Source organism: Paraburkholderia atlantica (assembly GCF_009362785.1).
Taxonomy (GTDB): domain Bacteria; phylum Pseudomonadota; class Gammaproteobacteria; order Burkholderiales; family Burkholderiaceae; genus Paraburkholderia; species Paraburkholderia atlantica.
Window position 1 is genome coordinate 30,602 of the sequence record NZ_WHNQ01000033.1, and the last position, 26,540, is coordinate 57,141.

26 protein-coding genes are annotated in these 26,540 nt (G+C 57.4%); 24 read left to right on the forward strand and 2 right to left on the reverse strand.

The window, feature by feature from the left end; translation table 11 throughout:
• The first annotated feature begins 9 nt into the window (after nt 1-9).
• The 12 genes from GCT19_RS32185 (at nt 10) to GCT19_RS32245 (ending at nt 11,619) form a co-directional block, all read left to right on the forward strand.
• Complete coding sequence (locus GCT19_RS32185; RefSeq protein WP_013092456.1) at nt 10-315, forward strand: hypothetical protein; 306 nt, start codon at nt 10-12, stop codon at nt 313-315.
• A 59-nt stretch (nt 316-374) separates the two neighbouring features.
• Nucleotides 375-1,628, forward strand: a complete 1,254-nt coding sequence (locus GCT19_RS32190) for a Rieske 2Fe-2S domain-containing protein (protein WP_013092455.1) — start codon at nt 375-377, stop codon at nt 1,626-1,628.
• A 61-nt stretch (nt 1,629-1,689) separates the two neighbouring features.
• Complete coding sequence (locus GCT19_RS32195) at nt 1,690-2,430, forward strand: amidohydrolase family protein (RefSeq protein ID WP_227749380.1); 741 nt, start codon at nt 1,690-1,692, stop codon at nt 2,428-2,430.
• A 26-nt stretch (nt 2,431-2,456) separates the two neighbouring features.
• Nucleotides 2,457-3,560, forward strand: coding sequence for a zinc-dependent alcohol dehydrogenase (locus tag GCT19_RS32200; RefSeq protein WP_152854171.1), 1,104 nt, complete (start codon nt 2,457-2,459; stop codon nt 3,558-3,560).
• Between the two features lie 51 nt (nt 3,561-3,611).
• The gene (locus tag GCT19_RS32205) at nt 3,612-4,457 is read left to right on the forward strand and encodes an amidohydrolase family protein (protein ID WP_152854172.1); all 846 of its coding nucleotides are present in this window, start codon (nt 3,612-3,614) and stop codon (nt 4,455-4,457) included.
• 240 nt (nt 4,458-4,697) lie between these two features.
• On the forward strand, nt 4,698-5,756 hold the full coding sequence (locus GCT19_RS32210; protein ID WP_227749381.1) for an aromatic ring-hydroxylating dioxygenase subunit alpha: 1,059 nt from the start codon (nt 4,698-4,700) through the stop codon (nt 5,754-5,756).
• Between the two features lie 35 nt (nt 5,757-5,791).
• Nucleotides 5,792-7,372, forward strand: coding sequence for an FAD-dependent oxidoreductase (locus GCT19_RS32215; protein ID WP_227749382.1), 1,581 nt, complete (start codon nt 5,792-5,794; stop codon nt 7,370-7,372).
• A 38-nt stretch (nt 7,373-7,410) separates the two neighbouring features.
• Complete coding sequence (locus GCT19_RS32220) at nt 7,411-8,751, forward strand: MFS transporter (RefSeq protein WP_018434871.1); 1,341 nt, start codon at nt 7,411-7,413, stop codon at nt 8,749-8,751.
• A 62-nt stretch (nt 8,752-8,813) separates the two neighbouring features.
• Entirely contained in the window at nt 8,814-9,986 is a 1,173-nt protein-coding gene (locus GCT19_RS32225; RefSeq protein WP_026228567.1) for a mandelate racemase/muconate lactonizing enzyme family protein, read from the forward strand.
• 68 nt (nt 9,987-10,054) lie between these two features.
• Complete coding sequence (locus GCT19_RS32230) at nt 10,055-10,570, forward strand: hypothetical protein (RefSeq protein WP_152854173.1); 516 nt, start codon at nt 10,055-10,057, stop codon at nt 10,568-10,570.
• A 311-nt stretch (nt 10,571-10,881) separates the two neighbouring features.
• Nucleotides 10,882-11,418 (forward strand): hypothetical protein, encoded by a 537-nt coding sequence (locus tag GCT19_RS32240; RefSeq protein WP_026228566.1) that lies wholly within the window; start codon nt 10,882-10,884, stop codon nt 11,416-11,418.
• Nucleotides 11,419-11,430: 12 nt separating this feature from the next.
• Nucleotides 11,431-11,619 (forward strand): hypothetical protein, encoded by a 189-nt coding sequence (locus tag GCT19_RS32245; RefSeq protein ID WP_013092444.1) that lies wholly within the window; start codon nt 11,431-11,433, stop codon nt 11,617-11,619.
• A gap of 512 nt (nt 11,620-12,131) precedes the next feature.
• Here GCT19_RS32245 and GCT19_RS32250 read toward each other — a convergent pair.
• Nucleotides 12,132-13,220 (reverse strand): porin, encoded by a 1,089-nt coding sequence (locus GCT19_RS32250; RefSeq protein WP_035490981.1) that lies wholly within the window; start codon nt 13,218-13,220, stop codon nt 12,132-12,134.
• Nucleotides 13,221-13,926: 706 nt separating this feature from the next.
• On the opposite strand from GCT19_RS32250, the gene GCT19_RS32260 reads away from it, so the two are divergent.
• The 6 genes from GCT19_RS32260 to GCT19_RS32285 all read left to right on the forward strand — a co-directional run bounded on the left by GCT19_RS32260 (nt 13,927) and on the right by GCT19_RS32285 (nt 18,596).
• Nucleotides 13,927-14,190, forward strand: a complete 264-nt coding sequence (locus GCT19_RS32260; protein ID WP_152854175.1) for a DUF4148 domain-containing protein — start codon at nt 13,927-13,929, stop codon at nt 14,188-14,190.
• Between the two features lie 458 nt (nt 14,191-14,648).
• Complete coding sequence (locus tag GCT19_RS32265; protein ID WP_152854176.1) at nt 14,649-15,152, forward strand: hypothetical protein; 504 nt, start codon at nt 14,649-14,651, stop codon at nt 15,150-15,152.
• Nucleotides 15,153-15,175: 23 nt separating this feature from the next.
• Nucleotides 15,176-15,697, forward strand: a complete 522-nt coding sequence (locus tag GCT19_RS32270) for a DoxX family membrane protein (RefSeq protein WP_013092439.1) — start codon at nt 15,176-15,178, stop codon at nt 15,695-15,697.
• 167 nt (nt 15,698-15,864) lie between these two features.
• The gene (locus GCT19_RS32275) at nt 15,865-16,845 is read left to right on the forward strand and encodes a TRAP transporter substrate-binding protein (RefSeq protein WP_152854177.1); all 981 of its coding nucleotides are present in this window, start codon (nt 15,865-15,867) and stop codon (nt 16,843-16,845) included.
• A gap of 95 nt (nt 16,846-16,940) precedes the next feature.
• A complete protein-coding gene (locus GCT19_RS32280) occupies nt 16,941-18,296 on the forward strand; it encodes a DHA2 family efflux MFS transporter permease subunit (protein ID WP_152854178.1) in 1,356 nt (451 codons plus the stop codon).
• A gap of 105 nt (nt 18,297-18,401) precedes the next feature.
• On the forward strand, nt 18,402-18,596 hold the full coding sequence (locus GCT19_RS32285) for a hypothetical protein (protein ID WP_152854179.1): 195 nt from the start codon (nt 18,402-18,404) through the stop codon (nt 18,594-18,596).
• 290 nt (nt 18,597-18,886) lie between these two features.
• On the opposite strand, the gene GCT19_RS32290 is transcribed toward GCT19_RS32285, so the two are convergent.
• On the reverse strand, nt 18,887-19,861 hold the full coding sequence (locus GCT19_RS32290) for a Bug family tripartite tricarboxylate transporter substrate binding protein (RefSeq protein ID WP_152854180.1): 975 nt from the start codon (nt 19,859-19,861) through the stop codon (nt 18,887-18,889).
• 908 nt (nt 19,862-20,769) lie between these two features.
• Here GCT19_RS32290 and GCT19_RS32295 point away from each other — a divergent pair.
• The 6 genes from GCT19_RS32295 (at nt 20,770) to GCT19_RS32315 (ending at nt 26,540) form a co-directional block, all read left to right on the forward strand.
• The gene (locus GCT19_RS32295; protein WP_227717667.1) at nt 20,770-21,888 is read left to right on the forward strand and encodes a porin; all 1,119 of its coding nucleotides are present in this window, start codon (nt 20,770-20,772) and stop codon (nt 21,886-21,888) included.
• 291 nt (nt 21,889-22,179) lie between these two features.
• A complete protein-coding gene (locus tag GCT19_RS32300; protein ID WP_152854181.1) occupies nt 22,180-22,719 on the forward strand; it encodes a MarR family winged helix-turn-helix transcriptional regulator in 540 nt (179 codons plus the stop codon).
• Between the two features lie 158 nt (nt 22,720-22,877).
• On the forward strand, nt 22,878-24,443 hold the full coding sequence (locus tag GCT19_RS32305) for a methyl-accepting chemotaxis protein (RefSeq protein WP_152854182.1): 1,566 nt from the start codon (nt 22,878-22,880) through the stop codon (nt 24,441-24,443).
• Nucleotides 24,444-24,508: 65 nt separating this feature from the next.
• Entirely contained in the window at nt 24,509-24,985 is a 477-nt protein-coding gene (locus GCT19_RS32310; protein ID WP_152854183.1) for a hypothetical protein, read from the forward strand.
• Complete coding sequence (locus tag GCT19_RS42955) at nt 24,978-25,154, forward strand: hypothetical protein (RefSeq protein ID WP_157646362.1); 177 nt, start codon at nt 24,978-24,980, stop codon at nt 25,152-25,154. The genes GCT19_RS32310 and GCT19_RS42955 overlap by 8 nt, the downstream gene beginning before the upstream one ends.
• 357 nt (nt 25,155-25,511) lie before the next feature.
• Nucleotides 25,512-26,540, forward strand: coding sequence for a helix-turn-helix domain-containing protein (locus GCT19_RS32315; protein ID WP_152854184.1), 1,029 nt, complete (start codon nt 25,512-25,514; stop codon nt 26,538-26,540).

A 26,540-nucleotide genomic window follows, 5' to 3' on the forward strand; every position in this document is an offset into this window, starting at 1 on the left:
GAGTTAGCAATGAACGTGGATGATCTTCATTCAATCGAGGATTACTCGCCGGAAACGCTGCGTCAGATTATCGAACGGGTGGAGAACTCGCGCACGTTCGAACAGATGATTTATCGCGAGTCCGAACTGGACGAAGTCTGGCGGCTGCTCGACAACGATATCGCCGTAGCTGCACGGAATGCCGCGAACTCGGCCGAAGGGCAGAACCTCGTGGCACTGCGCAATCTGATCATCGAGGCGCACGACTTGATCGGCAACGAAAGTAACACCGTAGACGCTCGCGAACGACTGCTGAGAGCCGTCGCACTCGTTTAAGGCCGACGGGGGACTTCGGTCTCCCACGCAAATTCACATATAAGAGATTAGGAGCAAACATGCTTTCCCGCGAAGACAACGACGTTCTGACTCAAGTAGGAAAAGGCACCCCGAACGGCGACATGATCCGTCAATTCTGGATTCCGGCGCTGCTCTCATCGGAAATTCAGGAGCCGGGTGGTGCGCCCAAGCGTGTGCGTCTGCTGGGCGAAGATCTCGTGGCGTTCCGCGACAGCGACGGCAAGGTCGGCCTGCTCGAAGAACAGTGCCCGCACCGTCGTGCGTCGCTCGCGCTGGGCGACAACTCGGAAGGCGGTCTGCGTTGTCTGTACCACGGCTGGAAGTTCGCCGTCGATGGCCAATGCATGGACACCCCGACCGAGCCGGAAGATTCGAAGCTGTGCTCGCGTATCAAGGCGGTCGCCTATCCGGTGCGTGAAGTCGCTGGCGTGATCTGGACGTACATGGGCGACCCGGCAAAGGTTCCGCAATTCCCCGACTTCGATTTCCTGTCGTACCCGGCAGAAAAGGTGGCAGCGTTCAAGGTTCTCGAAGACTGTAACTACGCTCAAGCCGTCGAAGGCACGATCGACTCGGCACACGCGGGTGTCCTTCACCGCGAGCAGCCGTGGTCGGCGCCGGCGAAGTACGAGCACGAGCGTGATCTGCGTCCGAAGATCGAAGTCGAATACACGCTGTACGGTCTGCGCTATGCCGGCGTGCGCAATTTCCGTGAAGAAGGCAAGCTGCACGCCCGCGTCACGGAAGTGATTCTGCCGTTCTTCACGCTGATCCCGCCCGATGGCTTCGGCGTTCGTAAGAACCGCCGCATGGCCAACGCGTTCGTTCCGCGCGACGACGAATCGACGTGGCACATCCAGTGGTTCTTCGACGAAACGCAGCCGGTCGATATCGAATATCGCATTCAGGAAGGCGGTCACTGGGTCGATGAAAACTTCCGCAAGGAACTCAACATCGACAACTGGTACAAGCAGGACCGCGAAGCGATGAAGACGTCGTCGATGTCCGGCATCAAGGGCATCCTGACGCAAGACCACGCAGTCAGCGAAACGCAGGGACGCATCCTCGACCGCACGAAGGAACACCTCGGCACATCGGACGTCGCGGTCGTCGCATGGCGTCGCCAGATGATTCGTTCGGCACGCGCGTATGCACAAAGCGGTGAACTGCCGAGCGTGCTGACGAACACGATTCCGTGGAATCAGATTCACGCTTCGACAGTGATCTTCCCGAACGACCGCACGTGGAAGGAAGAAGTGCCCCTCAATCCGGACGTCGCTCTGAAGGCCTGAGGCTCGCATGATCGTTGATAGCCACGCTCACGTATCGCCTCATTGGTATGAGCCCGTCGAGATGCTGCTCGATCAGATGAATGAATACGGTGTTGGTCATGCCGTGCTCACCCAGATGATTGGACAGACGGATAACCGGTATCAGCAGGAATGCGTTACACGATTTCCGGGCCGTCTGTCGAGCGTGGCTTGGGTCGATGTCGAGGCCCCGGACGTTGCGAAGACGATCGAATCGCTGGCACGCACTGGTGCCGGCGGTATTCGATTGAGACCATCGGCATGTCTTGACGACGGTCGCCTTCCCGAGGCCTGGCGCGGTGTTCAGGCTTCGGGATTGCCAGTGAGCTGCGTTGGATCTGCTGAAACGTTCAACGCACCGGGCTTTATCGAATTGATCGCCAAATTGCCGGGTACGACGATTGTCCTCGAGCATCTTGGCGGCACCAGCGCGCCGGCTGTAACGGATGAAGCGCTGGCCCTGCGCCGCCAGGTGTTCAAACTTGCGGCGTTTCCCAATGTGATGATGAAAGTGCCGGGTCTTGGCGAACTATTGCCTCGCGATTCGAAAACATGGCACCAGGGCCGGCCGTTTGGTGATGCCCATCCTACGCTCCTACAAGAAGCAGTTGACGCGTTTGGCGCTGATCGTTTGATGTGGGGATCTGACTTCCCTGTCGTGAGTTCGCGCGAGGGATATGGTCTGGCGTTGAAACTCACGCGTCAGGCGCTCGCCGGACTGACGAATCACGATCTCGACGCGATCTTTGGCGGCAACGCCCTGCGCGTATTTTCGAAAGCCTGAGATTGAAAAACTAGCAGGAGACAGACATGACGAAGAAGGTATTGGCCGCAGTCAAGACGGATGTCGAGACCACCGAATTGCGTGAATTCGACTATCCGCAAGTGCGCCCTGAGACCGGCATTCTGCGCATCGAAGCCAGCGGCGTCGGTGGCAGCGATCCCGAGTTGTATCGCAAGGCGGGTCACGTTCCCGTGATCATGGGTCACGAGAACGTCGGCACGATTGAAGAAGTTGGCGAGATCGCGGCCAAACGGTGGGGCGTCAAGCCCGGCGACCGCGTTGCTCTGCACGAATACCTGCCGTGCTGGAATTGCGAGTGGTGCATGAAGGGCGATTTCCGCCTGTGCATGGAAGTCGATTTCTTTAACGTGAAGGATCGTCTGAACACCGATCGATTCGGTATGTCCACCGCCAACAAGGCGCCGCATTTGTGGGGTGGTTACGCGCAGTACATGCACATGCCGCTCAACACGGTGATGCATAAGATTCCGCAAGACATGCGGGCGACCCACGCGACGCTGGCCGTGCCGTTCGGCAACGGCGTGCAGTGGGCGTGTCTGGACGGTGGCGCAGGCCCCGGCAAGGTCGTGCTCGTCTTCGGTCCTGGCCAGCAGGGTTTGGGCTGCGTGCTGGCAGCAAAGGCCGCGGGCTCGTACACGGTCGTTCTCGCGGGTATGACACGTGATCAGACTCGTCTCGATCTGTCGCTGCGCCTGGGCGCCGACTACGCGATCAATGTGGAGACGCAAGACCTCGAAGCCGAAGTAATGCGCATCACGAAGGGCCGTGGCGTGGACGTCGTTGTCGATACGACGGGCGATCCCAAAGGCGAAATCGTCAAGCAGGCGATCGCGCTGGCAGCGAAGGGCGCCTACCTGAGCCTGAACGGCCTGGAACAGCACGTCCCCATCGGCGAGATCAAGAAGCGCTATCTGACGGTGCGGGCACCGCGTGGCCGTAGCTACGCGGCTGTCGAACTGGCGCTGCGCTATATCGGTTCCGGCCGCTATCCGATCGACGAGGTGTGCTCGCACACGTTCGGACTTGCACAGACGCACGAAGCGATCCTCGCGACGGCCGGGCGTGGCGTCGAAGGCGCTATCCACGTCTGTGTTGATCCGTGGAAGTGAAGTAACGGCCTACCGTTTGTTGATATCGAATTTTACAGAGAAGGGAACGTCATGATCGACAGTCACGCCCACCTGATTTCCACGGACGTGGAGAAGTATCCGCCGTCGCCGTTGAGCGGCACGCTCGAAGCCAACGCATTCGACAACCCGGTGACGGCCGAACGCCTGATCGACCTGCTCGACGCTTATGGTGTCGAGAAGGCGCTCGCGGTCCAGCGCGCTCACCTCTACGGCTTCCACAACGACTATGTCGTGGACTCCGCAGAGCAATATCCCGATCGTCTGCGTTCGCTGTGCATGATCGATGCACTGGCCGACAACGTGGAAGAAACCGTGCGCTACTGGGTCGGCCAGCGTGGCTCGGTCGGCATTCGTTTGACGGAGCCGAACAAGGGCGCGGACTCGAGCTGGTTCGCGTCGAAGCAAGCGCTGCGTGCATGGTCGGCCGTGTCGGAGCTCGGCGGGTCGGTGCGTCTGCACTTCTATCGCTGGAATCGCGTCGCCGCGCTTGAAGCGCTTCAAGACGTCGTCAAGCAATTCCCGAACACGCCGGTCATTCTCGACCACTTCTCGAACATCGTCGGCGAATCGGGTGCGCCGGACTACGGCGTGGATGAAGCGCTGCTCAAGTTCGTTGATTCGCCGAACGTCTACCTGCTGTATTCGATGATCAACCTCGGCAAACTGAAGGCGCTCGAGCTGCCGGCAGCGCCAGTCGTCGAGCGTGTCGTCCGGTCGTTCGGCGCCGACCGCGTGATGTGGGGTTCGGACATCGCGCAGTCGAAGGGCGAGTACAAAGACATGATCCAGTTGGCCAAGGACTCAGTGTCGTCCCTCTCTGAAGCAGATCAGCGGAAGGTCCTGCACACGACTGCTGAACGCGTGTACTTCAGCTGATATCCGCATACGTAAATGCGGCGTTCCAATAAGAAAAAGCGGGACGCCGCTTTTCGCCTTTAAGGGTATCCCCGAGTCTTGTCGAGCGGTGCTACAAGATAAGATAAAGAATACCCAATTAAATACTTTCGGTGAACGGGCGGGGTAGACCCGATCCGGGACAACGGGGTCGGCTGTACCGCACGTGTCAGGCAATCCGCTCGATTTGTCCGTTCTCGATTCTCTCTGAGGAGACATCAAATGAAATTCCTTCGGAACTGTTGGTACATGGTTGGCTGGTCGAGCGAGTTCTCGGCGACTGACATCGTCCCGTTCACCGTGATGGACGAACCGCTGGCGCTCTATCGCAAGGACGACGGCACGCTCGTCGCGCTGGAAGACCTGTGCCCGCATCGTTTGGCGCCGCTGACGGTTGGTCGCAAGGAAGGCGACGAACTGCGCTGCATGTATCACGGTCTGAAGTTCGCTGCCGATGGTCGCTGCACCGAAATCCCGGGCCAGGAGCGCATTTCGTCGAAGGTCTGCGTGCGCAGCTATCCGATCGAAGAAAAGCACGGTGCCGCGTGGGTCTGGATGGGCGACCCGGCAAAGGCCGACGTCGCACTGATTCCGCCGATCGAAGGTCCGGATAGCGACACGTACTCGATGGTCTGCTCGAAGTTCGTGATGAACGGCAATGCAGAACTCGTGGCCGACAACCTGCTCGATCTGTCGCACGCACCGTTCATTCACGAATCGACGTTCGGTGCGAACAACAAGGTCTCGCTGAAGGTTCAGAAGGATGGCGAGACCAAGCGCGGCACGACGGTTCTCGAACGTGGCGTCGTCGCCGATCGTTGGCACATGGGCCGTCCGACGAACCCGTATTTCGATCTGCCTTCCGACGATAACGTGGTCAGCACCTTCCTGGTGCCGGGCGTCTTCATTCTGAAGATCAACTCCTTCGCACCGGGCGTTCAAGATCGTTTCGTCGACGGTAAGCCGAACGAGGAACCGATCTTCCGTCGCTGCACGTGCCAGATGATCACGCCGATCAACGATACGCAGTCGATGTTCTTCTACAACTTCGGTCCGGATCATGAGCACGCCGATCTGAAGGAACACGCGTTCGGAATCGCCGACGCGGCATTCGCCGAAGACAAGGCAATCATCGAAGCGCAGCAGGCAATGATCAAGAAGGTACCGGGCCGCAAGATGATCATGCTGGCGATGGATCAGCCGGTGCTACGTTACAACGAGATCTATGACGGCCTTCGCTCGAAGGAAGAAGCCGAGCAGGCAGCAGCTCCCGCAGCCTAAGTAGCTCAACCCGCGCAGGTATGTTTAGAGACACGATGGATAACGAAAAGATGGAAGTGAACTGGACCGAGCCCCGATGGGATGAACATGCCGATATGGTTGTGGTCGGCTATGGTGGTGCGGGTGCAACGTTCGCGTTTGCTGCCGCCGAGCAGGGCGCTGACGTGCTCATCCTCGAAAAGGGTGCGCAGGGTGGCGGTAACTCGGTCTGTGTGGCGGGTGGTCTGATCATGACCTCCGTCGATGAAGAAGAGTCTTTCAAGTATCTGAACTGGTTGTGTGCAGGTCAGACCGAAGAGAGCGTTCTTCGTCATTTCGTTGCAAGTCTCAAAGACATACCTGCGTTCCAGCACAAACTGGAATTGCCGCTCAAAGACAACCCGCAGCCGTTCTCGGCCCCGGGTTTCTTCCCCGAGTTCGCGGGCGCGCCGGGTGCCGAGAGCATCAAGGGCATGAGCGTGGTGGCCGCACCGGGCGGTGCAGGTCTCTATAACGCGATCTCGGCTCAAGCAGAGAAGGCGGGTGCTCGTGTCAAGTACAGCACGCGAGTCACGCGTCTGATCCAGCATCCGGTGACGCGCGCAATTCTCGGCGTCGAAGCCGAACGCGAAGATGGTACGACGATCACGATTCGCGGTCGCAAGGCGACGGTGCTCGCCAGCGGTGGTTTCGAAGCGAACGAGGCCATGTGTAAGCAGTTCCTCACCGCATGCCCGATCTATTTCCTGGGAAGCCCGAATCTGACCGGCGACGGCATCCGCATGGCGCAGGAAGTCGGTGCCCAGCTGTGGCACATGAACGCCGTGGCCGGCCCGCTGAACATGGGCATCAAGACTAAGGAAGGCTACGTTTACGTCACCTATGACCTTAACAAGGTTGCAGGCTTCGGTTACAAGTCGGGCGCCTTCAAGGACGGCGGCAGTCTGCTGTGGGTGAACCGGCAGGCGAAGCGCTTCCACAACGAGACGGTCGACACGTCGGTCGTTCAACACGGGTTGGCGAATCGCGACACGTGGCTAGCGACGACGCCGGGCATTCCGGAATTCACCAACGTGCCGGCATTCCACGTCTTCGACGAAAAGGTTCGGGCCGGTGGTGCGGCGATGACCACGCTGAACTCGCGCGTGCCGCCGTGGAGCCAGGACAATCTCAAGGAACTCGAAGAAGGTCTGATCATCAAGGCCGATACGCTCGAAGAGCTGGCATTGAAGTGCCAGTGGCCGGAAATCCCGGGCGTGACCAAGTCGGGTCACCTCGATCCCCAGGCACTGCGTGAGACGGTCGAGCGCTATAACGAGCAGTGCCGTCTGAATGCCGATCCCGAGTTCGGACGCGAGACGTTCCTGGTGCCGCTCAACGACGAGGGGCCGTACTACGCGATCGGACCCATGCTGCCGACTTACCTCAATACCCACGGCGGACCGAAACATGATGCGGGGCAACGTGTTCTCGATCATCAGGACAAGCCGATTCCCGGTCTCTATGCAGTTGGGGAGTGTGGATCTTTGTGGGGTCCGTTCTACAACTCGATGGGCGATATTGCGGAGTTCATCGTATCCGGCATGACAGCGGCGAAGACGGCACTTTCCGATAGCGAGGATCGGAAGATTCGCTGATTGACTACACGTATAACTAAACCAGGAGACAGAAAACAATGAGTGAGACCGCAGAGGTGCGGGCGACGTTCGCACCCGTCGAAGCCGCTTCGGATTCGAAAACGTCGAAGGGAGCATGGTGGATGCTCGTCATTTTGACGGCGACATACGTGATCTCCTTCATCGACCGGGGTGCGATTTCCCTCGTCGTCGGCCCGATCAAGGAAGACCTCGGAATTTCCGATCTCGAAGTCAGTTGGCTTCTCGGGCTCTCATTCATGCTTCTGTACAGCGTGCTTGGCGTCCCCATGGGCGCGCTGGTCGATAAGTACGAGCGCCGGCGCCTGCTCGGTGGCGCGATCATGGCATGGTCCGCTGTTCAGGTTTTGTGCGGTCTTAGTCAGACGTACGTCCAGTTGTTCCTGACGCGTGTGGGTCTCGGTGTTGGTGAGTCCGCTCTGTCGCCTGGCGCCGCGTCGATGATTCGCGATGCTTTTCCGCCGCAACGCCGCAGCCTCGCGTTCGGGATCTATAACATCGGGCCGCTTCTCGGTACCGGTCTGGCTCTCGGGCTCGGCGGTTTTCTTCTGAAAGCGGCATCGGCAGGTGCATTTGCGGGCCTGCCGCTGGTCGGCGGGCTCAAACCATGGCATTTCGTGTTGCTGGTGCCGGGTCTTATCGGCATTCCGTTCGCCGTGCTTCTGTGGCTCGTACGTGAACCGGCACGCCGCGACGTCAACGCAGGCGGTGGGGTCACGTATCGTGAAGCGCTTTGTTTCGCGTGGACCAACAAGGCCGTCTACGTTCAACTCTGGATTGCGATCTGCTTGTATGGCATTGCGGTTGGTTCGCAGATGGCCTGGCTCCCGGAAATTATCGCGCGCACGCTGAATGTCCCGCGTCCGGAGATCGGTAAGGCGTTGGGCGGCGTGGCACTGTTGGCGTCGCCAGCGGGCCTGTTGATCCTGGGCCGTATCGCCGACTGGCTGCGTGAACGCGGCATGATCGACGCACCGGTTCGCGTGGCGGCCGTTACGACGGCAATCGCTGCAATCGTTACTGCGTGCTTCCCGCTGATTCACTCGATGAATGTCGGGTTGATCGCTTATTTCGTGCAGACGTTCATGTTCTCGATGTTTGCGGTAGCTGGCGGCGCGACGATGGCCAACTTCACGCCGGGCAACATGATGGGCAAACTGACGGCGGTCTACTACCTGATCACCAACCTGCTCGGCCTGGCACTCGGGCCCACGGTGGTCGCGCTCGTTGCCAAACTGTTCTCGGGGCCGAATGCACTCGGCGCTTCCTTCGTCGTTTGCTATGTGATCTCGGTTGCACTGGCAGTCATTCTGTTGATCCGTGTCTGTGGTGCGCTGCGTCGTGCGGCGGCGAATAGCTGATATCCGCTTCGGGAGTGTCCGATGTGGGCACTCATCTCTCGAGTTCATATAGGTTCAATCCAGTGAAAATTACCCGCGTTGAGTGCGTTCCGGTTTCGATGCCGCTTAAGAAGCCCCTGAAGCTTCCGAACGTCACGATTACCTGTCTGAATACGCTCGTGGTGCGTATTTACGCCGATAACGGTTTGGTGGGCGTCGCTGAATCCGGCGACACTTCGTCGTGGTATCGCGGCGAAAGTCAGGCCTCGATGACGGCAATGATTTCCGATATTTTCGCGCCGCGAATACTGCTCGGTGAAGATCCGTGCAATATCGAAAAAATCGTCGGCATGATGGATCAGCTCGCACGCGACAACAATCAGGCGAAAGCGCTCGTCGATTGCGCGTTGCATGACCTGAAGGGTAAAGCACTCGGTCGCCCGGTTTACGATCTTCTGGGCGGCCGTACACGCGAGTCAGTTCCCTTGGGTTGGGTTCTATCAGCCGGCGATCCGGAAAAAGTGGCTGAGGCAGCAGTCCAGGTTCGGGAGGCAGGTTTCTCGGCCTTCAAACTCAAGGTTGGACGTCACACATTCGACAACGATGTGGCGACGGCCCGTGAAGTGCGTAAGGCCCTCGGCCCGGACGCGATGATCACGCTCGACGCGAATGGGTCGTGGAATTACGAGCAGGCCCTGAAAACGGTGCGTCGTCTGGACCAATACAACCTCGCTTTCATGGAGCAGCCGCTGGCGCATCAATACCGCGACAGCATGTCCAAACTCCGCGAGCGCGTGAACACGCCGATTTACGCAGACGAGGGCGCGCAGGAACTGGGCGACCTGCGCGAAATCGCCGAACGCCGCTCGGCTGACGGCGTGATTCTGAAGATTCAAAAAGTCGGCGGTCTGCTCAAGGCGCAACGATTCCTGGCCGCATGTCGGATCTACGATATCCCCGTGTTCTGCTCCACCTTGATTGGCGGCGGTATCGAGTCGGGCCCGAGCACGCATTTGATGGTCTCGGATCATTGGGCCTGCCAGTTCATGAGCGAAAGTATGGGGCCTCTCGCGGTGCATTCGGTATTCAACAGCGACGAGATTCCGGCAGGCGAAGATCTGGCAATCGGCGGTCAGCGGTTTGCTCAGGGTCGCGCATACCCAAGCGAAGGCCCTGGCTTCGGATTCGAGGTCGATGAAAAGCTCCTGAACAAGATCATCACGCCGGGCGCCGCCCATCGCGTCGTCCAGGCGTAAACGGGCACTCAGCGGCTGACTCGATTCCGCCGCGTTGCGAAAACAGAAACCAACAACGGAGACATCTGATGCAAGGTATCAATTCGCCGCCGTGGAAGTACGCTGTCCTTTGGCTCCGGATTTATTTCGGCGCCGATTTGCTGTGGTCGGGCTTCCGTTATATCTCCACCGGGTGGGTTCCATTCATTCCGGGCACTGCAGGTGCATACGTGCAAGCGCTGGATGCGATTCACATGTTTCCGGTAGTCAAGTATATGGAATGCGTGCTCGGTATCCTGATGCTGAGCAACCGTTTCGTGCTGCTTGCGGCGATTTTCGAGTTTCCGACTTCGGTTTCGATTTTCTGGATTAATACCTTCATCGTTGCGGCTCCGCGCCAATTGTTCTCCGGCCCGAATCAACTGCTGATGAATGGTCTATTGATTTTGGCCTACAGTGGTTACATGGCTTCGGTATTTAAGCCAAAACTCACGCCTCTGGCATTGTGGGAGGGGTTTAAGGTCGATGTCTGGAAAGAGTCTCTCAAGTTGAAGAAGACACCTGAAATGCGAAGGGGCATCGTCGAATCGGGAGAACTGCGATGAAGAGCAACCGGAACCTTTATATCGGTCTCGCCGTTTGTCTTGTCATGACGTGCTGGGTCTTCTTCGGATCGACCGGATTGGGTTACACCGAATACCGTCCTCTGCGTGCGCGTGACATGTTTGGCCTCGCAATTCCGTGGATCTGCGTCATTACTGTACTGATTCGCGATCGCCGTAAAGGCATCGTATAAAACGGCTCTTAGGTGATGGGGAAAATCCCATCACCTTCGAGATATCCTGTCGTATTGCAATTTGTGCGGCACCATATTTCAACGTTGTTCTGCAAGAACCTTTACGGAAATGCCCCTCCCATGAAAAGCGCAAATTCTTCCCCGTGGAAGTATGTCATCACGTGGTTGCGTCTGTATTTTGGCGCTCACCTTTTCTTCTCAGGTATCCGATTCGTAATCGACGGCTATGTGCCAATGATTCCAGGTCTCGCCGGCCAGTATGTGGCGGGAGCCGATGCGATCGGTATGTATCACTGGGTTAAGTACATGGAAGCGGTTTACGGCGCATTGCTGCTGATGAACCGTTTCGTGTTCCTGACGCTGATTCTCGAGATGCCGACGACGGTCACGATTTTCTGGCTGAACACTTTCATCTCGGCGACGCCACGTCAATTGTTCTCGGGTCCGCAAGAACTCTTGATGAACGGCATCCTGCTCCTCGCGTACAGCGGCTACATGGCGGTTTGCTTCCGTCCGACGCTCAACCCGATGTGGTTGTGGGACGGCTGGAAGGGTTTCAGCCTGAAGGGCAAAGGTGGGAGCCTCGTGGGTGTACCCGCCGTCGAACAGCAGCAAAATGTGGCCGGCTTCGAACAGCGGCAAAAAGAATTGGCTTAAGGAGCACACGCGATGAAAAAGAATACCTGGATCGCAATCGCCATCTGTATCGTCCTGACGCTGGCGGCCGTCGACGGCTCGACGGGTTGGGGCTGGACGGAATACCGTCCGCTACGTAATTTCGACTACTTCGGCCTCGGCGTCTCCTGGCTGCTCTTCATCTTCGTGCTCGTGCGCGACAAGATCAAGGGCGAAGCATAAGGCTTCGGCCACCGCAGTTGTAGATTCAAGAAAGTCCGGGGAGAATTCTCTCTCCGGACTTTTTGCTTGCATACGGGCTTGGAGTTTTCATCTGATTTGGGGTTCAGCATGAGCAATCTGCTGGTGGCGTAGGGTGCCATTTACGCACGATCCGAGTCATAGGCTCTTCGTGTCTGAACTGTCGAACGATGGAGCATCGACACTTATACCGATCTCGCTTTGTTCCCGAGTGCATCCAAAAGTCCTGAGACAGAGGCCCGGAGTCTGGTTAGACTGACGCAGAGGCACCTGTCATTCTCGGCTGGATTGCACCCGCTTTCAGGGGGGCGAGAAGGCTCAGCTCGAGAAGAGGATGATGACCACATTGGACCGACTCGACCGAGAAGAGAGTATGCAGGGATTGATCGATGGGCGGGAGCCTATGAACACGGAGACCATCGACGTTTTGATATGCAGAGGACTATGAATAAAAAAGCCCGCACGAGGCGGGCTCTTCTTCACGATAGGTAGGCTTAGAAGCGCGTTGCCAGACCCAGACCGATTGCCGTGACGTTGGCGTGGTTGCCAGTCGGGGCAGGGAGACCACCGGGCGGGTAGATCGTCTGGTGAGCGATGCCGCTGTTCCAGAGCTTCTTGAAGAAGCCGTACAGCATCGTCGCCTTCGAGAGTTGATACGTATAACCGATAGCAGCCGAGCGAATCGCCCAGTTACCCGTTTGCGGACCGGTTGTGCCGAGATAGGTAATGTTCTGGTCGCTCAGTCCGCCGTAAGAAGCGCGAATGGTGCCGAACGGGCTGGTCGGAATCGTGACACCGGCTTGCCAGCCCTTATCGGTACGGCCCGGATCGTTCAGACGCACCTGGTACGAACCGTAGAGCGCTACAAAGCTGAGGTCGTATCTGACACCCAGCACGTGTTCGTACGTGTTGCGTGCAATGCTCGCTGACGGTTGCAGGCTGTGGCCGAAGCCGTAGCTCGTGAGCAACGGGCCGTTGGCGTAGGTGAGCGTCGCGAGTTGGTAGTGGGTCGCGTTCTGCAGACCTTGATTGTTGCCCCACGAATAGGCCGCCGTGCCGTTCAGACCATGCCACGTCGGCGACGAGTACTGGATCGTATTATCTTGGCGAGCCGGATCCTGCAGCATGTTGAAAATCCATGGACGCGGTTCCTCGCCACCGATCGAGCCGAGCGGCGACGCTGCAGCCAGCAGCATCGGATCGAAGGTGCCGCCCCACTCGTAGCCGGCCGTTTGCAGGCGACCCGCAATGATCTGGCCGAAGTCGCGACTGTCGATGCCAACGTAGGCGCGACGACCGAACAAACGGCCACTCTGGCCGGACGTACCGTTGTTGATGTTGAAGCCGCTTTCGAGCACGGCGATGGCTGACAAACCGCCGCCAAGGTCTTCCTTCGCGCGAATGCCCCAACGGGACCCACCGGCGCCGCCGCTGTTCATGCTGACGACGTGTTGGCCTTCGGAGTTTCCGAAGTAGCCGACGAACGCATCGGCAACGCCATACAGCGTCACGCTGGTCTGTGCCTGTGCCATCACAGGCGCGATTGCTGCCGCAACGGCGCAGCTAACGAGCAGTTTACGCAATTCCAGTGTCTCCTACATGTGGTGTTAATTCGTAGAGTGGCCGACGTTGCACACGAGCGAAGCGATGCACAACAGTGCGAATGCAAAAGAATATACTATGTTGAATATGGCTGATAGGGAATTTCAAAAATGTTGTGTTCGAGGGTATTCCCTAGATGACATCTGATGCCCGTTCTTTTCCCTTGTGGTCATTGCTTGGGATTGCAAAGGAAAGAGCGATGGTGTGGATCGATTCTCCAAAATAAAATAAAACACCATTGGTTAATCGACTTACCTGCTGCCACGCATGGGAGCCATGGCGCGCAAATTGGACATGTCGAGGCAACCGCTGCGCAACTGGTTCAAGGCGTCTTAAGCCGGCGTTGTGAATGGCCGCGGGGCGAACATTTTTTCGGCGGAACAGAAGGCGCTCGCAGCCAGAGGCTTCCGGCGCGCATTCTATCGACAATTGCGGCGCGCCTCGATGCTGCGCGATCTATCGAACGCTTCGCTCTGGCGGTGGCCGTGTGCTCGAAATTCCTCCGCTGACCCGGGACAGGGCCGAACGATGCGCAATTAGTGATCCGTTTGTCGGCCGCCTGCGGGACCATATTTCTCGTCCCTTGTCTGTGCATTACGCGAGAAGTGAATATGTTTCGATTTGCCTTTCGTTTGTCAAGACAGCGCCTATACTTTTAGCGATAACCCCGATAAGAAAGGCCTTGCCATGAACCCCCTTCCGCGTATAGCGCTCGGCGTCCTTGCCGCGGCGTGCTGCTTCGCGCCGGTTGCGGCGCTGGCCCAACCGTACGATTCGACGGTGCCGCTCACACGAGCCAAAGTGCGCGCCGATCTGATCGAATGGCGGAAGGCGGGCTACGATCAGTCCGACGACTGGTTCGACTACCCCGGTAGCGCGATCCGCGCAGGCGCGATAGTCGCGCAATGGCGTGCGGCTGCCGGCACTCCAGCTGGCCAGATGCCCCAGTAGTAACGTAACCGCAACACGCCAATCATCCGGCATCGGGCGCCGCAAGGGCCAATGCCGGTGGCGGATCGTGTTCGCTCACGAATTGAATATTCCTGTCTACCCTTCGGGGCGAGGACTGGGGCATTGCGGGCGGCCTAGGATGGCAAAGGCTTCCGCCACCATGCGGGGTTAAGTATCCCGGCCTACGGGTTCCTCGTCTCTGACCGACTCAGTGCTGGCGCATCCGTCAGCGCCTAAACCCGCCTTGCCGCCGGCCCAGCGCCTTCGCTTCGCGCGGATTACATTCCGCGCGAAGGAATAGCACCTATCCGCCGACAACGGAAATAGGGAAACCCCGACGTTTACATACGACCTGTCGGCCTATACGATTCAGTAGGCTAAATTAAATACAAAAACGCCGGACCGAACCATCTCAAGCCGAAGCGTTTCACTCTTCACAATGCTTTCAAGGAGGCAGGATGTCGAATAACCAAGGAGTTCTCTCCTCGGGGTGTATCGCCACACGCATCAACGTGTGGATGGACAGTATGACCGGACGCGTGGTCACGGCAATCGTGGGCTTCCTGTTCATCGCGCAGATCGCTTACGGTCTGCATTCGGATCCGCGTTGGCACTGGCATGCAGGCACCGGAAAACTGCCGCATGACATCGTTCAGGAGTTCATGGACCTGGCGTATACGGAGGGCAAGGGCGCCGAGGCGTACAAAACTTACTTTTCGGAAAAGGCTGTCGATAACGCGCCGAACACGATCGATCATCAGGATGGCGAACCCATTCCCCACCAAGTGAAGAAGGTCATCGTCCAAGGCATGGACGTCGCGGTTTATCAGACCATCGGCGCCACCCGCGGCCAACCGGCGCAAGACGTCGTCGATGTCTATGAGATCAGCGGATCTGGCTGGATCATTCGCCATGATCGCATTACGCAACAGAAGGCTGCGCCGGTGCAGGCTGCGAACTAAACAGCAAAGGATGAAAGCACACTATGGACAACGATGATCGCAAAACGATGCCGCAACTCATCGGCAAAGTCATCCTGACGTTCTGCCGGCTGTATCTCGGCGGCTGGATGGTCGTCAGCGGTACCAGCTACTGGCGCACGGCTCTCGGCATGTCGCCGATCTTCCCGCAACCGTTCGGCACGCTACCCGCGTCGAATGAGCTGCTGGTCACGATGGTTCACACGCAATTTTTCCATATCGTAAAGACGTGCGAAATTCTGGGTGGCCTCTCGCTCATTCTCGGTATCTTCGTCCCGGTTGGCCTGCTTATGCTTCTGCCGGTGTCGTTCGTCGTTTGGTACAACGCGATCATATTGAACCATCGCTTTGACAAGATGTTCACGCCGTACATGGGCGTCGGTTGCCTGTATATGAACCTGATCCTGATGGTTTGGTACATCAAGTATTACCTGCCGATGATGACGTTCAAAACGACGATCGGCCGCATCAGCGACTGGAAGAAGTTGCCCAGAATTTTCAAATCGGACACTGTTGATTTGATCTGACTTCGGATGTGAAGTGAGGGATTTGGCTACGTTGCTTCGGTAACGTAGCTTTTTTTGTTTAAGTATTTGGCGATATTTCCGAAAACATGACGAAAAGATTTTCAAGTCTTAAATCGGGTTGGTCATTGAGCCGGGTTTGTAGCGATATCAGGGGTGCGGTATTTGGCATGCTGTTGATCGTGCAGCCGTTGGTGGGGCATGGGCAGCCCGTTCAAACGCTCACGATCGTAGAGTATCGATCGCATATGTCGCCGGACCAGCCGACAATGCGCGGCATGGCCAGGTTCGCAGATATCGTGAACCGGGACTCGCACGGTCGTCTGGTGGTGAGCGTGAGCGCGGATACAGTTCCGGGTTCGCCGGGTGAGCAGATCAAGACATTGCAGGCAGGAGGCCCAGGCGCGCCGGATTTGATGCTGCTGGTGACGCCTGCACTGCGTCATCTCGAATCCGAATTCGAAATCATGGATCTGCCGTTTGTTGTCCGCGGCGAACGTCAGGCACACGCGCTGCTCGATGGTCCGTTCGGACGAGCTCTGTTGTCGCGCCTCGAGGGTCACGGCCTGACGGGTCTCGCCTGGTGGGAGAACGGCTTCCGACAGATCACGACGTCGGGCCAGCCGTTCCGGCACGCGCTGGACCTGGCGAACCGGCCGGTTCGTGTGATCCCGGAACCCGCGTTTGTGGAGACGTTTAAAGTCTTGGGCGCTGACGTCGTCGGACTCCCGTATGCCGAACTATACGGAGCGTTAAAGAGTGGACGTATCGTTGCAGAAGATAACTTCTATTCACAAATCCTTGCCGGCCACCTTTATGATGTTCAATCGGCCGTCTCGGTCACGAATCACTCATACAGCGCAATTGCAGTGGTTGCCAATTCGGCGGTCTGGCAGAAGTTGACGGTTCAGGATCGAAGCGTTTTACAACACGCTGCGCTAGAAGCTGGGCGCTTTGAGCGCGACCTTATTCGAGAACAGGTGAAAACCAATCGTGCTGAGCTCGAGCGTCACGGAATGACGGTTTATACCTTCACCACCGACGAGATTGCAAAACTGGTCAGCCTGACGGAGCCCGTCAGACAGCAATTCTTCCTCAACTACGATCCCACGATTGTCGACATCTATCGACGTGAAATCGCAAAGCGCTAGCCAATCCGGTGATTGAGAAAAACTTAACTGTCGGGGAAGTGCGAGACCGCACTTCGGAGTCTCGATCTGCATCCAGGCGTACGCGACTGATTCCGATGATCGTCGCGGTGCCGATGTTCTTGCAGAGTCTCGATACCTCGATATTGGGCACGGCTCTCCAGTCGATTGCAACTTCCCTGGATGTCGAGATACTTCATCTGAACTTCGCGATTACCGCGTATCTGTTGAGCCTCGCACTATTCCTGCCGGCAAGCGGGTGGCTCACCGACAGGTTCGGAACGCGGCGCGTTTTCTGTTCGGCAGTTGCCATCTTCTCGCTGGCATCCGCGCTATGCGGCGTGGCCACTTCGATCACTCAAATCGTTCTATTCCGGGTCTTGCAAGGTCTGGGCGGCGCCATGATGGTGCCGGTAGGGCGGCTGATTCTGCTGCGAAGTATTCCGGCAGCGCAGCTGGTGGCCGCGATGGTTTGGTTTACCGTTCCAGGTACCATTGGGCGTGTGATTGGGCCGCTTCTCGGAGGACTGATCGTCACGATGGGATCCTGGCGATGGATCTTTCTGCTCAACATTCCATTCGGTGTGTTGGGCATCCTGCTGTCGTTAAAGTTTGTGCCGGATTCGCGCCCGGAGAAATCTGAGCGGTTCGACATGACGGGATTCATCCTGATGGCGATAGGGCTTTCCGGCATCGTGTGTGGTCTGGAAACCGTCGGTCGTAATTTCGTCCCAGTGAACGTAACGATCGGAATCACGGTCATTGGAGTGCTGGCAATGATCGCATACGGACTTTATAGCCGTGGACGTCTCGATGTCATTATCCCTCTCAAGATTTTTGGATATAAAGCTTTTAGCATCACGACGATTGGCGGCATGCCACTGAGACTCGCGGTGGGCTCGGCTCCAATCTTTGTACCGCTGCTCTTGCAGGTCGGTTTGGGATTAACGCCCGTTCAATCTGGCTTGATGAGCGCCTGGCTCTCTGTCGGCGCATTCGGTGTACGTCCCATCATGGATCGTGCAATCAGGAAGTTCGGATTCAGGCCGATCATGATGCTGGGCGCCGCGATGACCGGCGCGACATTCGCTTGCTATGGATTGTTCAGACCAACCACGTCGATTGGTCTTATGTGCTTCGTGCTTTTCGTTGCGGGTATCGTTAACTCTCTGGCGATGATAACCATGAATACGGTCGGCTATTCTGGCATTCCCAAGACCCTGATGAGTAAGGCCACGGCACTTTCGACGATGATGCAGCAAACGTCGATCAGCTTTGGTGTCGCAGTCTGCGCGTCATGCCTGACGATCACAGCGCAGGTTCATGGGCACGGCGCAGATCATCTGGTAATCGATGACTTCCCGATGACTTTTTTCGTCGTCGGGACCTTTACGCTGCTGTCTGTCGTGGCATTCGCCGGTCTTCCCAAGGAGGAAGGCCAGGAGCTGCGATAGATAAAACGGAAAGTAACGTTGTAGCGAGTGAATCTGAGCCGCCGTTGCACTAACTTGCCCGTCGATCATGGCATTCGCTCGACTGGCTAAATTGCGATAAACGATATGAGCTATTCCTTTAAGTCCCACGCAAACACACATCCGGGCCCAAGTGACTACGGTCGAGACCTGGCGGATCACTTCGGTGCTTTCGATGCAGAATTTTACGACCGGCGCGTGGCCGATCAAGCAGCCGAACTGCAGGAGATGCCGCGAGATGAAGCGCAGCAGAGTCAGCGAGGGAGTAAAGTTCGAATTTGACGTCGAATAGAGCGCCACGCAGGCTGCATGACCACGACGGCGTCGACATTCCACGAGCGTAGTTGCGAGTACCGTGAGAAGGGCGGCCTTACCGAATTCGAGAATGAGCATCATACCGGTGGGCGTGCGATCAATAAAATAAAATCACACCTTAGATCGCAAAGCTAACGCGTAACTGCTGGCTGCGGTACCCTCAAGCTGCCACAAGCGATTGATGAGCGACAGAAGAAAAAAACTCGATGCCTTTTCAGAACATCGAGTTCCTGTCGTTACCGACGCAACGAACAACGTTACTTTGCGGGCTGGCTCAGCTTGTCGTGGTCAGTGGCGATAATCTTCGCATAGTCAGCGGATGCGAGATAGGCAGCCTGTTGACCGTTGACGTTCAGCGCTTTCTGGACGTTCGGGTCCTGCACTGCGGTCTTCACAGCATCCGCGATCTTATCGCGGACCGGCGCCGGCAGATCCTTCGGCGCCAACACGCCCGTGTGCGACGCGAAATCGAAGCCTGGGAACATTTCGCCGAGTGCGGGAACGTTCTGAATCTCGGGAATACGGCGCGAGCCCAGGACCGCTAACGCACGCATCTTGCCGGCCTTGATCTGTGGCACCGCCATTTCGTACGGAATCTCAATCATTTGCACCTTGCCGCTCAAGAGCGCCTGAGTCTGTTCAGCGTCGCTCTTGTAGGCGGTATGAATCAATTTGACGCCCGCACGCTTCTGGAACGCCACCATCGCCAGGTATTCACGCGACGTGGTGCCTGTCGATCCAAACATATAGCAGTTCGGATTGTCCTTCAGACGGCTGATCAGATCGGCGTAGTCCTTGATGTCGGTGCCGCTCAAACCGGCGCCGTTGCCGGCTACCAAAACGAGGCCCGCGTGACCGGTGACTTGTGCCACGGGAGTCAAATCCTGGCGGGCGGCGTCCACCTGGTCGGTATCGCCGACGAGAAGCGTCAGCCCGTCAGCCGGCGCTGCTTTTGCAGCCGACACCGCAGCTGCATCCACCTGGTTTTCGACGACGACGTCGGTACCCAGCGCCTTGCTCAATGCCGGCGCCAGTGCGCGGGCAACCATGTCCGAATTCTGGTTCGGCCCGGCGGCGATCAGCTTGACCGGGGCCGACTTCACCGATGCTTTGGCGACCGAGGCCTTGGCGGGTGCCGTCTGTGCCGCGAACCCACGACTCGACATCGTGATACCGGCGACTGTGGCGAAAGCGAGTGCCGCACCAACGAAGATTTTTCGATTCGTGTTCAAGTAGCGTCTCCTTTGTGCTGGGTTAAAAAGATGCGATGGTCGCGATTTTGTATGCAAAAAAGACTACCATTGTACTAGGGCAAACGCGTACCAGCACGAGAAGAACTTGGCCGCCGCGCTGCGGTCGCCGGTCTTGCGAATTGATAACGCTCGACTCAATAGAGGCGCTCTGATAAGCCCAGGGTTTTTACCGGAGCATGGTTCGTTGACATTGTAGGCTGTCGTAAATACTATTTTGACTGATGATAACGAATTCTAATCACGACGCGATGGTACCGGGGTGTAGTGCGAATCCGGTTGTGGTTTGTCGCGCAGCTCGAATTTGGTGGGGTATTGCTAGCGCGGCCCGCGCCAAGATTTGAGCGGCCCGGCAGTTCACCGCAAATGTATCGCAGTGAGGCAGCGCCCGATCTGACCAATCGATTCGCCGGCCCGATACCGCTGGAGGAGAAGTTCGCGAAGGGCGGCTGGCAAGGTGGGCGAGACCGGGCTGCCAGTCTTTCGCCAACGCCTTCGCAACGTTTGAATGCCAGATAGGGCAAGTCATCGAAGCCGGCATGAACACAGCAGCTTGATCGCCAACGTAGTGGGCTCGGTCGTCCGCCAGGCCGAGATCGGCTTCCTTCTCGATTCGGCCGGTGCCTCCGGACGACTGGCGCCAGCCACGGCTCGCACGATTCACGAGTTGCTTCGGGTGTCCAACAGGGATCCCGACGCCCGCATCGGATGCTGCACGACTTCAGGAGGACAACCGACCAGCGAAACAAATTCAGGTAGTCGTGTTTTCAAACTCACCAGCAGTCAGGTTCAGAGATCACATATAACAATCAGGAGAATGTATGAATCACCAGGGGGCCGGGAGGAAACACCGATGGGCCACGGTACCGTTGGCATGTGCATCAGTTTGCATGAGCATTACGGCCGCGCATGCGCAAAGTAGCGTCATGCTTGGAGGATTCCTTGACGAGGGTGTCGCTACCTATCGTGATTCACATGGGTCACGTTTGTTTCAAATGCAGGATTCCGCCATTTTTCCCACCAAGTTTTTCTTCCGCGGGAGCGAGGACATGGGGGGCGGCCTGCGCGCCAACTTCAGCCTCGACTCGATGATCAGCCTGAGCACAGGGGCTCTTGATCCGCAGTCGCGCGGCGCGATGTTCGAGAACTCGTCTTGGGTCGGACTCAGTCAAGCAGGAATTGGCAGCTTCCGCCTCGGGCGGCAGAACGACTTCGCCTTTGATTATTACCTGCTCGGCGGTATCGATCCGGCAACGGGCATCGCTGGCGGTATGCTCAATTTCCGTACCGGTAGCTTCGGTGCCGACCTGCTCGGGGTTTCGGGTCCAGCCCAGATTGCCGGTGCCGTTGCAGGCGGGCCGTTCGCACCTATCACGACGAACGGCCAGATTACTGGGTTGGCGGCCATCAACTGGGATCGTGTCGGCGGCAAACGGATGTCGAATGCCGTCAAGGTCGTCTCTGAGGAATATGCGGGGCTGTCGGTTGGCTTGATGTATAGCTTCGGCGGCACGGCGGGGGACTTCAACAACGGGGCCGGAAAGAGCGCCGCGATCAACTACAGGAACGGGGAAACACGTGCCGCCGTTGTTTACACTGAGCAGAACTACGCGCCGGTCAATAACGGACATAGCGGCATCGCCAACCTGCTCGCCGGCGCAAGGACGAAGTACGCCCATTTCACGGTCTCGGGCATGTACAGCCAGGCGCGCAACACCCATACGGGTGCCAGGATTTATGCGCTAGCAGGTGGCGTCGGGTACGACTTCTCACCGGCCTGGAATCTCGGCGGCGCCTACACCTACCAGAATGGTAACGAGTTGCTGAAGAACGTGACGATCAACCAGGCCGCATTGCAGTTGACATACACGTTGTCGAGACGCACCTCGCTCTATGCGGCTGGCGTATATCAACGCACCAATGGCGCATATGCCGCGGAAATCGGCAACATCGTGGCAAGCGGCAATATCCAGTCAGTTTTTCAGCTTGGCATGATGCATCGATTCTGATGCTTGGTTGAGAAACGGCAGCGATGAGCATGTTTTCCGTCATCGCTGCCGTGGTTGCCACGGGAATGCAGTAGAAAAATCACCACGCAGATAGTAGACAATTTAGAATTAGATAGTGAAGTCAAGCGACGTCGGCGACATTCGGGACCTGCAAGCTGGGAGCAATTTAGTGCGCTGGGCACGCGGTAGTAGCGGCGTCGGACCGGATGATCACCCATAGTACGAGGAGGTGTTCGGACGAATAGGCCCATACGACCTACTGGTTCCGATCACATTTGAGGAGCAGCAGATATGAGGAGCGAGGAGGGTCTACCTCTAAGCCATGCGGCTGAAGCGCTAGCTTTGGATTGGCAAATTCGTTTTGTTGAAATCGACAAGGCGATCTCCGAGTCTGCTGATCGACATCTGAAGTCATCGCTTGGGATTTCATTTGCACAGGCTAAGGTCGTCGCAAGCCTCGCTGGACGGCAATTCATGACGCAGGTTCAACTCGCCCGCCGGCTGAATTACGACATGGGGTCGCTATCCAGAATCATTCCGCGCCTCATCGACGCGGGAATTGTCATGAGGTCTCGGCATCCAGACGACTGTCGCTGCTGGTGTGTTCAGCTTACGGGAAGCGGCGTGGCAATGGTCGCGAAAATTACAGCGTTTCTCGGGGCAACCGACAAGAAATTGATTAGCCTCCTAACGGAGGACGAAGCGGATATTTTCATTGTGTTGCTCAAGCGCTTACTCGTTAATTCCGCAACGGATTGGCCAGCCGATGTGTCGGCCGTCGCCCTGACGGGGAGCCCAAGATTCTCCTGCGCCATGGGCGCACCGGCGTGAACGAAACCGCTCCCTCTTTCGCACTACAACGTGGCCGGCGCATTTGGGCCCGGCACTAACACACAAAGCCGGATTTCGCAATCATGCTTGCCCCCTATCCATAGTCCGGGGGTTTGTGCCGAAATCAAAGGTTATACAATCAATGTAGGCAAAAGAACATGCTAATGCTTCTTCGCAATCTCAAGGTACGCAACCGGCTGTTTGTTAGCTTCGCAATCGTTATCCTCCTGCTATGCAGTGCAGCGGGTTTTGCGCTGTTTCAGGCGCATCGGATTGAATCGCATCTACTGGATATCAAACAGAATTGGATGGAGTCGATCAAAACGATTGCTGATCTTCGTCTGGCCCTCAGTACGGACCGCCGCGCGACGCTGGGTCTGGTCCTGTCTGATTCCAAACAAGCCAAAGATACCAATGCTGCGATCCGGGCCCAAGCCTTGGAGCAGCTGAGAAAGGGTGTCAATCGCTACGAGAAAAATGCGTTGCCGGGCGAAGATCGTCAGTATTTCGAGAACGATAAGAAAGCAATCGGCGAGTACGCGGTGATCAACAAGGAACTCTACACGCTCGCAATGTCTGATAATCCAGATTTTGCTACCGAGCGGGCGCTTGCCAACTCCAAGATCTTTACTGTTTTCAAGTCCACGGAGAACACGCTCACCGCCCATATGGACTTCATTCAGAAGCAGGCGGATCAAGCTGCGGAAAAGGCCATTCATGACTATGACATGGCTCTGATGCTGACATTTACCGTGATCTGTATCGCTATCATTGCGACGATATATGTCTGCAACACGGTTGCCACGTCAATCGTCTTCCCGTTAAATGACGCCGTCAGAATTGCCGAGGCAGTTGCGTCGGGCGATTTGACGTCACAGGTCAGGGTGCATTCGGATACTGAACTCGGCCAATTGATGCGTGCGCTTCGCAGCATGAATGAGAGTCTCGTGGATATCGTGATGCAGGTCCGGTCCGGTAGCGAGGCCGTATTGACCGGCGCATCCGAAATCGCCGCAGGTAACGAGAACCTGAGCCAGCGCACTGAGGAACAGGCGACGTCTCTCGAACAGACGGTAGCTTCGATCCAGCAGTTGACGGCGACCGTTGAGAACAACGCGGCGAATGCCAGACAGGGCCTCAAACTCGCGCAGACTACGTCCGATCTGGCAAACGGCGGTGGAGAGGTCATGAAAGTGGTCGTGACCACCATGACAGGCATTGCCGATCAATCCAGGAAAGTCGCCGACATCATCGCGACTATCGAGGGTATCGCTTTTCAGACCAATATCCTGGCCCTTAACGCGGCGGTTGAGGCCGCCCGTGCTGGCAACGAAGGTCGTGGCTTCGCCGTCGTTGCGCAAGAGGTCCGCACGCTGGCTCAACGTTCGGCATCGGCCGCCAAAGAAATCAAGGAATTGGTCAGCAATTCGGTCACCCGCGTCGACCAGGGATCTCAGCTGGTGAACGATGCCGGGTCCAAGATCAACGAGGTGGTGAGTGAGTTCGCCCACGTATCGACCTTGATGGAGGAGATCACCCATGCATCCGATGACGGTCACCGGGGCATCATGGAGATAAACAAGGCGATCGGCGAAATCGATACGGTGACCCAGCACAACGCAGCCTTGGTCGAAGAGGCCGCAGCGGCTGCCCGTGGCGTTCATGCGGAAGCCGAACGCCTGCAGACACTGGTTACTAACTTCAAGATCGCACGCGCCATTTAAATCACGGTCTCCGGACCCCCACGGCCGATGGCAGAATTTCTAATCCGCAAAAAGGATAAAAAGCGATGAAAATAGCAAATGAATCACCTTGGAAGTTCGTGGTCATGTGGATGAGGCTATATTTCGCTTTCCACTATCTCTCTTCCGGTCTGAATTTCGTGGTTTTCAGATACATTCCGGATTTCAGCCACGCAGGAAAAGTGGGCTCCTACATAGGGGCTATGGCGGATGTCGGCTTCTACCAAATGGTCAAGTATCTGGAAGTTGTACTTGGGTCTATGCTGCTGCTAAACATCGGGGTGCCGCTCGCATTGATCATAATGGCTGGCATCAGCGTCACGATTGTCTTCCTGAACCTTTTCGTTTCGCCCGATCCGCGCGAGCTGTTCACCGGCTTCCAGGAGTTGCTGTTGACAGGAGGGCTGTTGCTGGCGTACGGAGGGTACTATGCAAATTTTTGTCGCGTCAAAGCAGAACCTTTCTGGTTGTGGGACGGAATGCGGAAGCGGGAAAATTCGACGCAAGGAGCCAATCGTGAATAAAGATTTTCTGGTGGTTTTTTCCATTATTGCCGCTGTAGTTTTGATAGTGATTTCGACTTCCACCATTTTCTTTGCGCGGCACTTGCGTTTTTACGACTACGGACCTCCTTTGGGGGCGGGGCTAATTACGTTGGCAGCAATGCTTCGAGCCGCGATGACGAAACGATAGCCGCTGGGTGCGCTCTCATCTGAATCGATTTACGTTTCGAAGCGATTCGTTAAAAATAAAATGGCCTCTGTCTAGAGGCCATTTTTTATGCTGTATCGATGTTGAGGGGGCCGGTGCCACCGGGCGGGACTGGGCGAGCGCCTCCGACATCAACGAAGGCGAGCTCGAGCGGTGGCTCGAGGCCTTGCGCAAAGAAAAAAGACTTTGTAGGCTCGTGTTCATGCCTGTCAGGCATGGTCGGAGCGAAGGCGCATGAGCTTCGACGGCCGTGGCATCGACGCACAAGCAACAGGCTCATGACGTTTTCGCCAACCGCGGCTATCATGCCGCGCACACTACAAAACCGGCGGGGAGACCTTGACGACCGATCAGGCAGCCAACCGCACCGCGACCGCGGCCGCAGCAATGCCAGCGGCTTTCGACTACACCCACTTCGACACCTACTCCATGGCGCCGCGCGGGCAATTGCCTATGTGGCGGGAGCGCGTCGGCCATTTTCTCGACGTGCCGATCTCGCGCCGGCAACTCGCCGACGGCTTTCGCGGCAGCATCGATACCTATCGCGCCGGCGGCATGGCCTTCACGGATTGCCGCACCGATCCGGTCGCGCAAACGCGCTCGGTTGCGCGCATTTCGACCGACAACGTGCGCCAGATCGTGTTTCATGTAGCTGTCGAAGGGACCTTCGAAACCACCACCGGCCTTTATCCGAAGCGCGTCGCGCTGCAAACGCGGCCGAGCGTCCTCGCGCTCGACATGAATCAGCCGATGCAGATGACGCTGGGGCCGTGCCGCCTGGTCGCGCTGTTTTTGCCGCGCCATCTGATCGATCCGGTGCTGCCGGAAGCGGAGTCGATACATGGCCGCATGATCGAATATCAAACGCCGCTTGCGCGGCTGATTCCCGCGCATCTGGACGATCTATGCCGGAGGTTGCCCACGATGGACGCGCCCGCGGCTCAGGAAGCGCTCCACACCTGCGGGCTGTTGATGGCGGCGGCGTTCGGCAAGGAGACGGGCTTGACCGGCAGTGCGCGCGCGGTGGCACGCACCGCGATGTTCGCGGCGGCGCGCCGCTATATCGACGCGAATCTCGGCCAACCTGATCTGACCGTCGACAGCGTGCTGGCCATGTCGCAGCTGTCGCGGCCCACGCTGTATCGATTGTTCGAGCCGGAGGGCGGGCTCCACGCGTATATTCGCAACCGGCGCCTGCGCGAGGCGGCCGACGAACTGTATCGCCACCCGCGCAGGCCGGTGATCGACGTCGCGTACGGCTGGGGCTTCAATAGCGCGTCGGATTTCAACCGCGCGTTCAGACGTGCGTACGATATGTCGCCGGGCGATTTTCGCGCGGCGGCATCCGCAATCAATTCAGGGAGATGA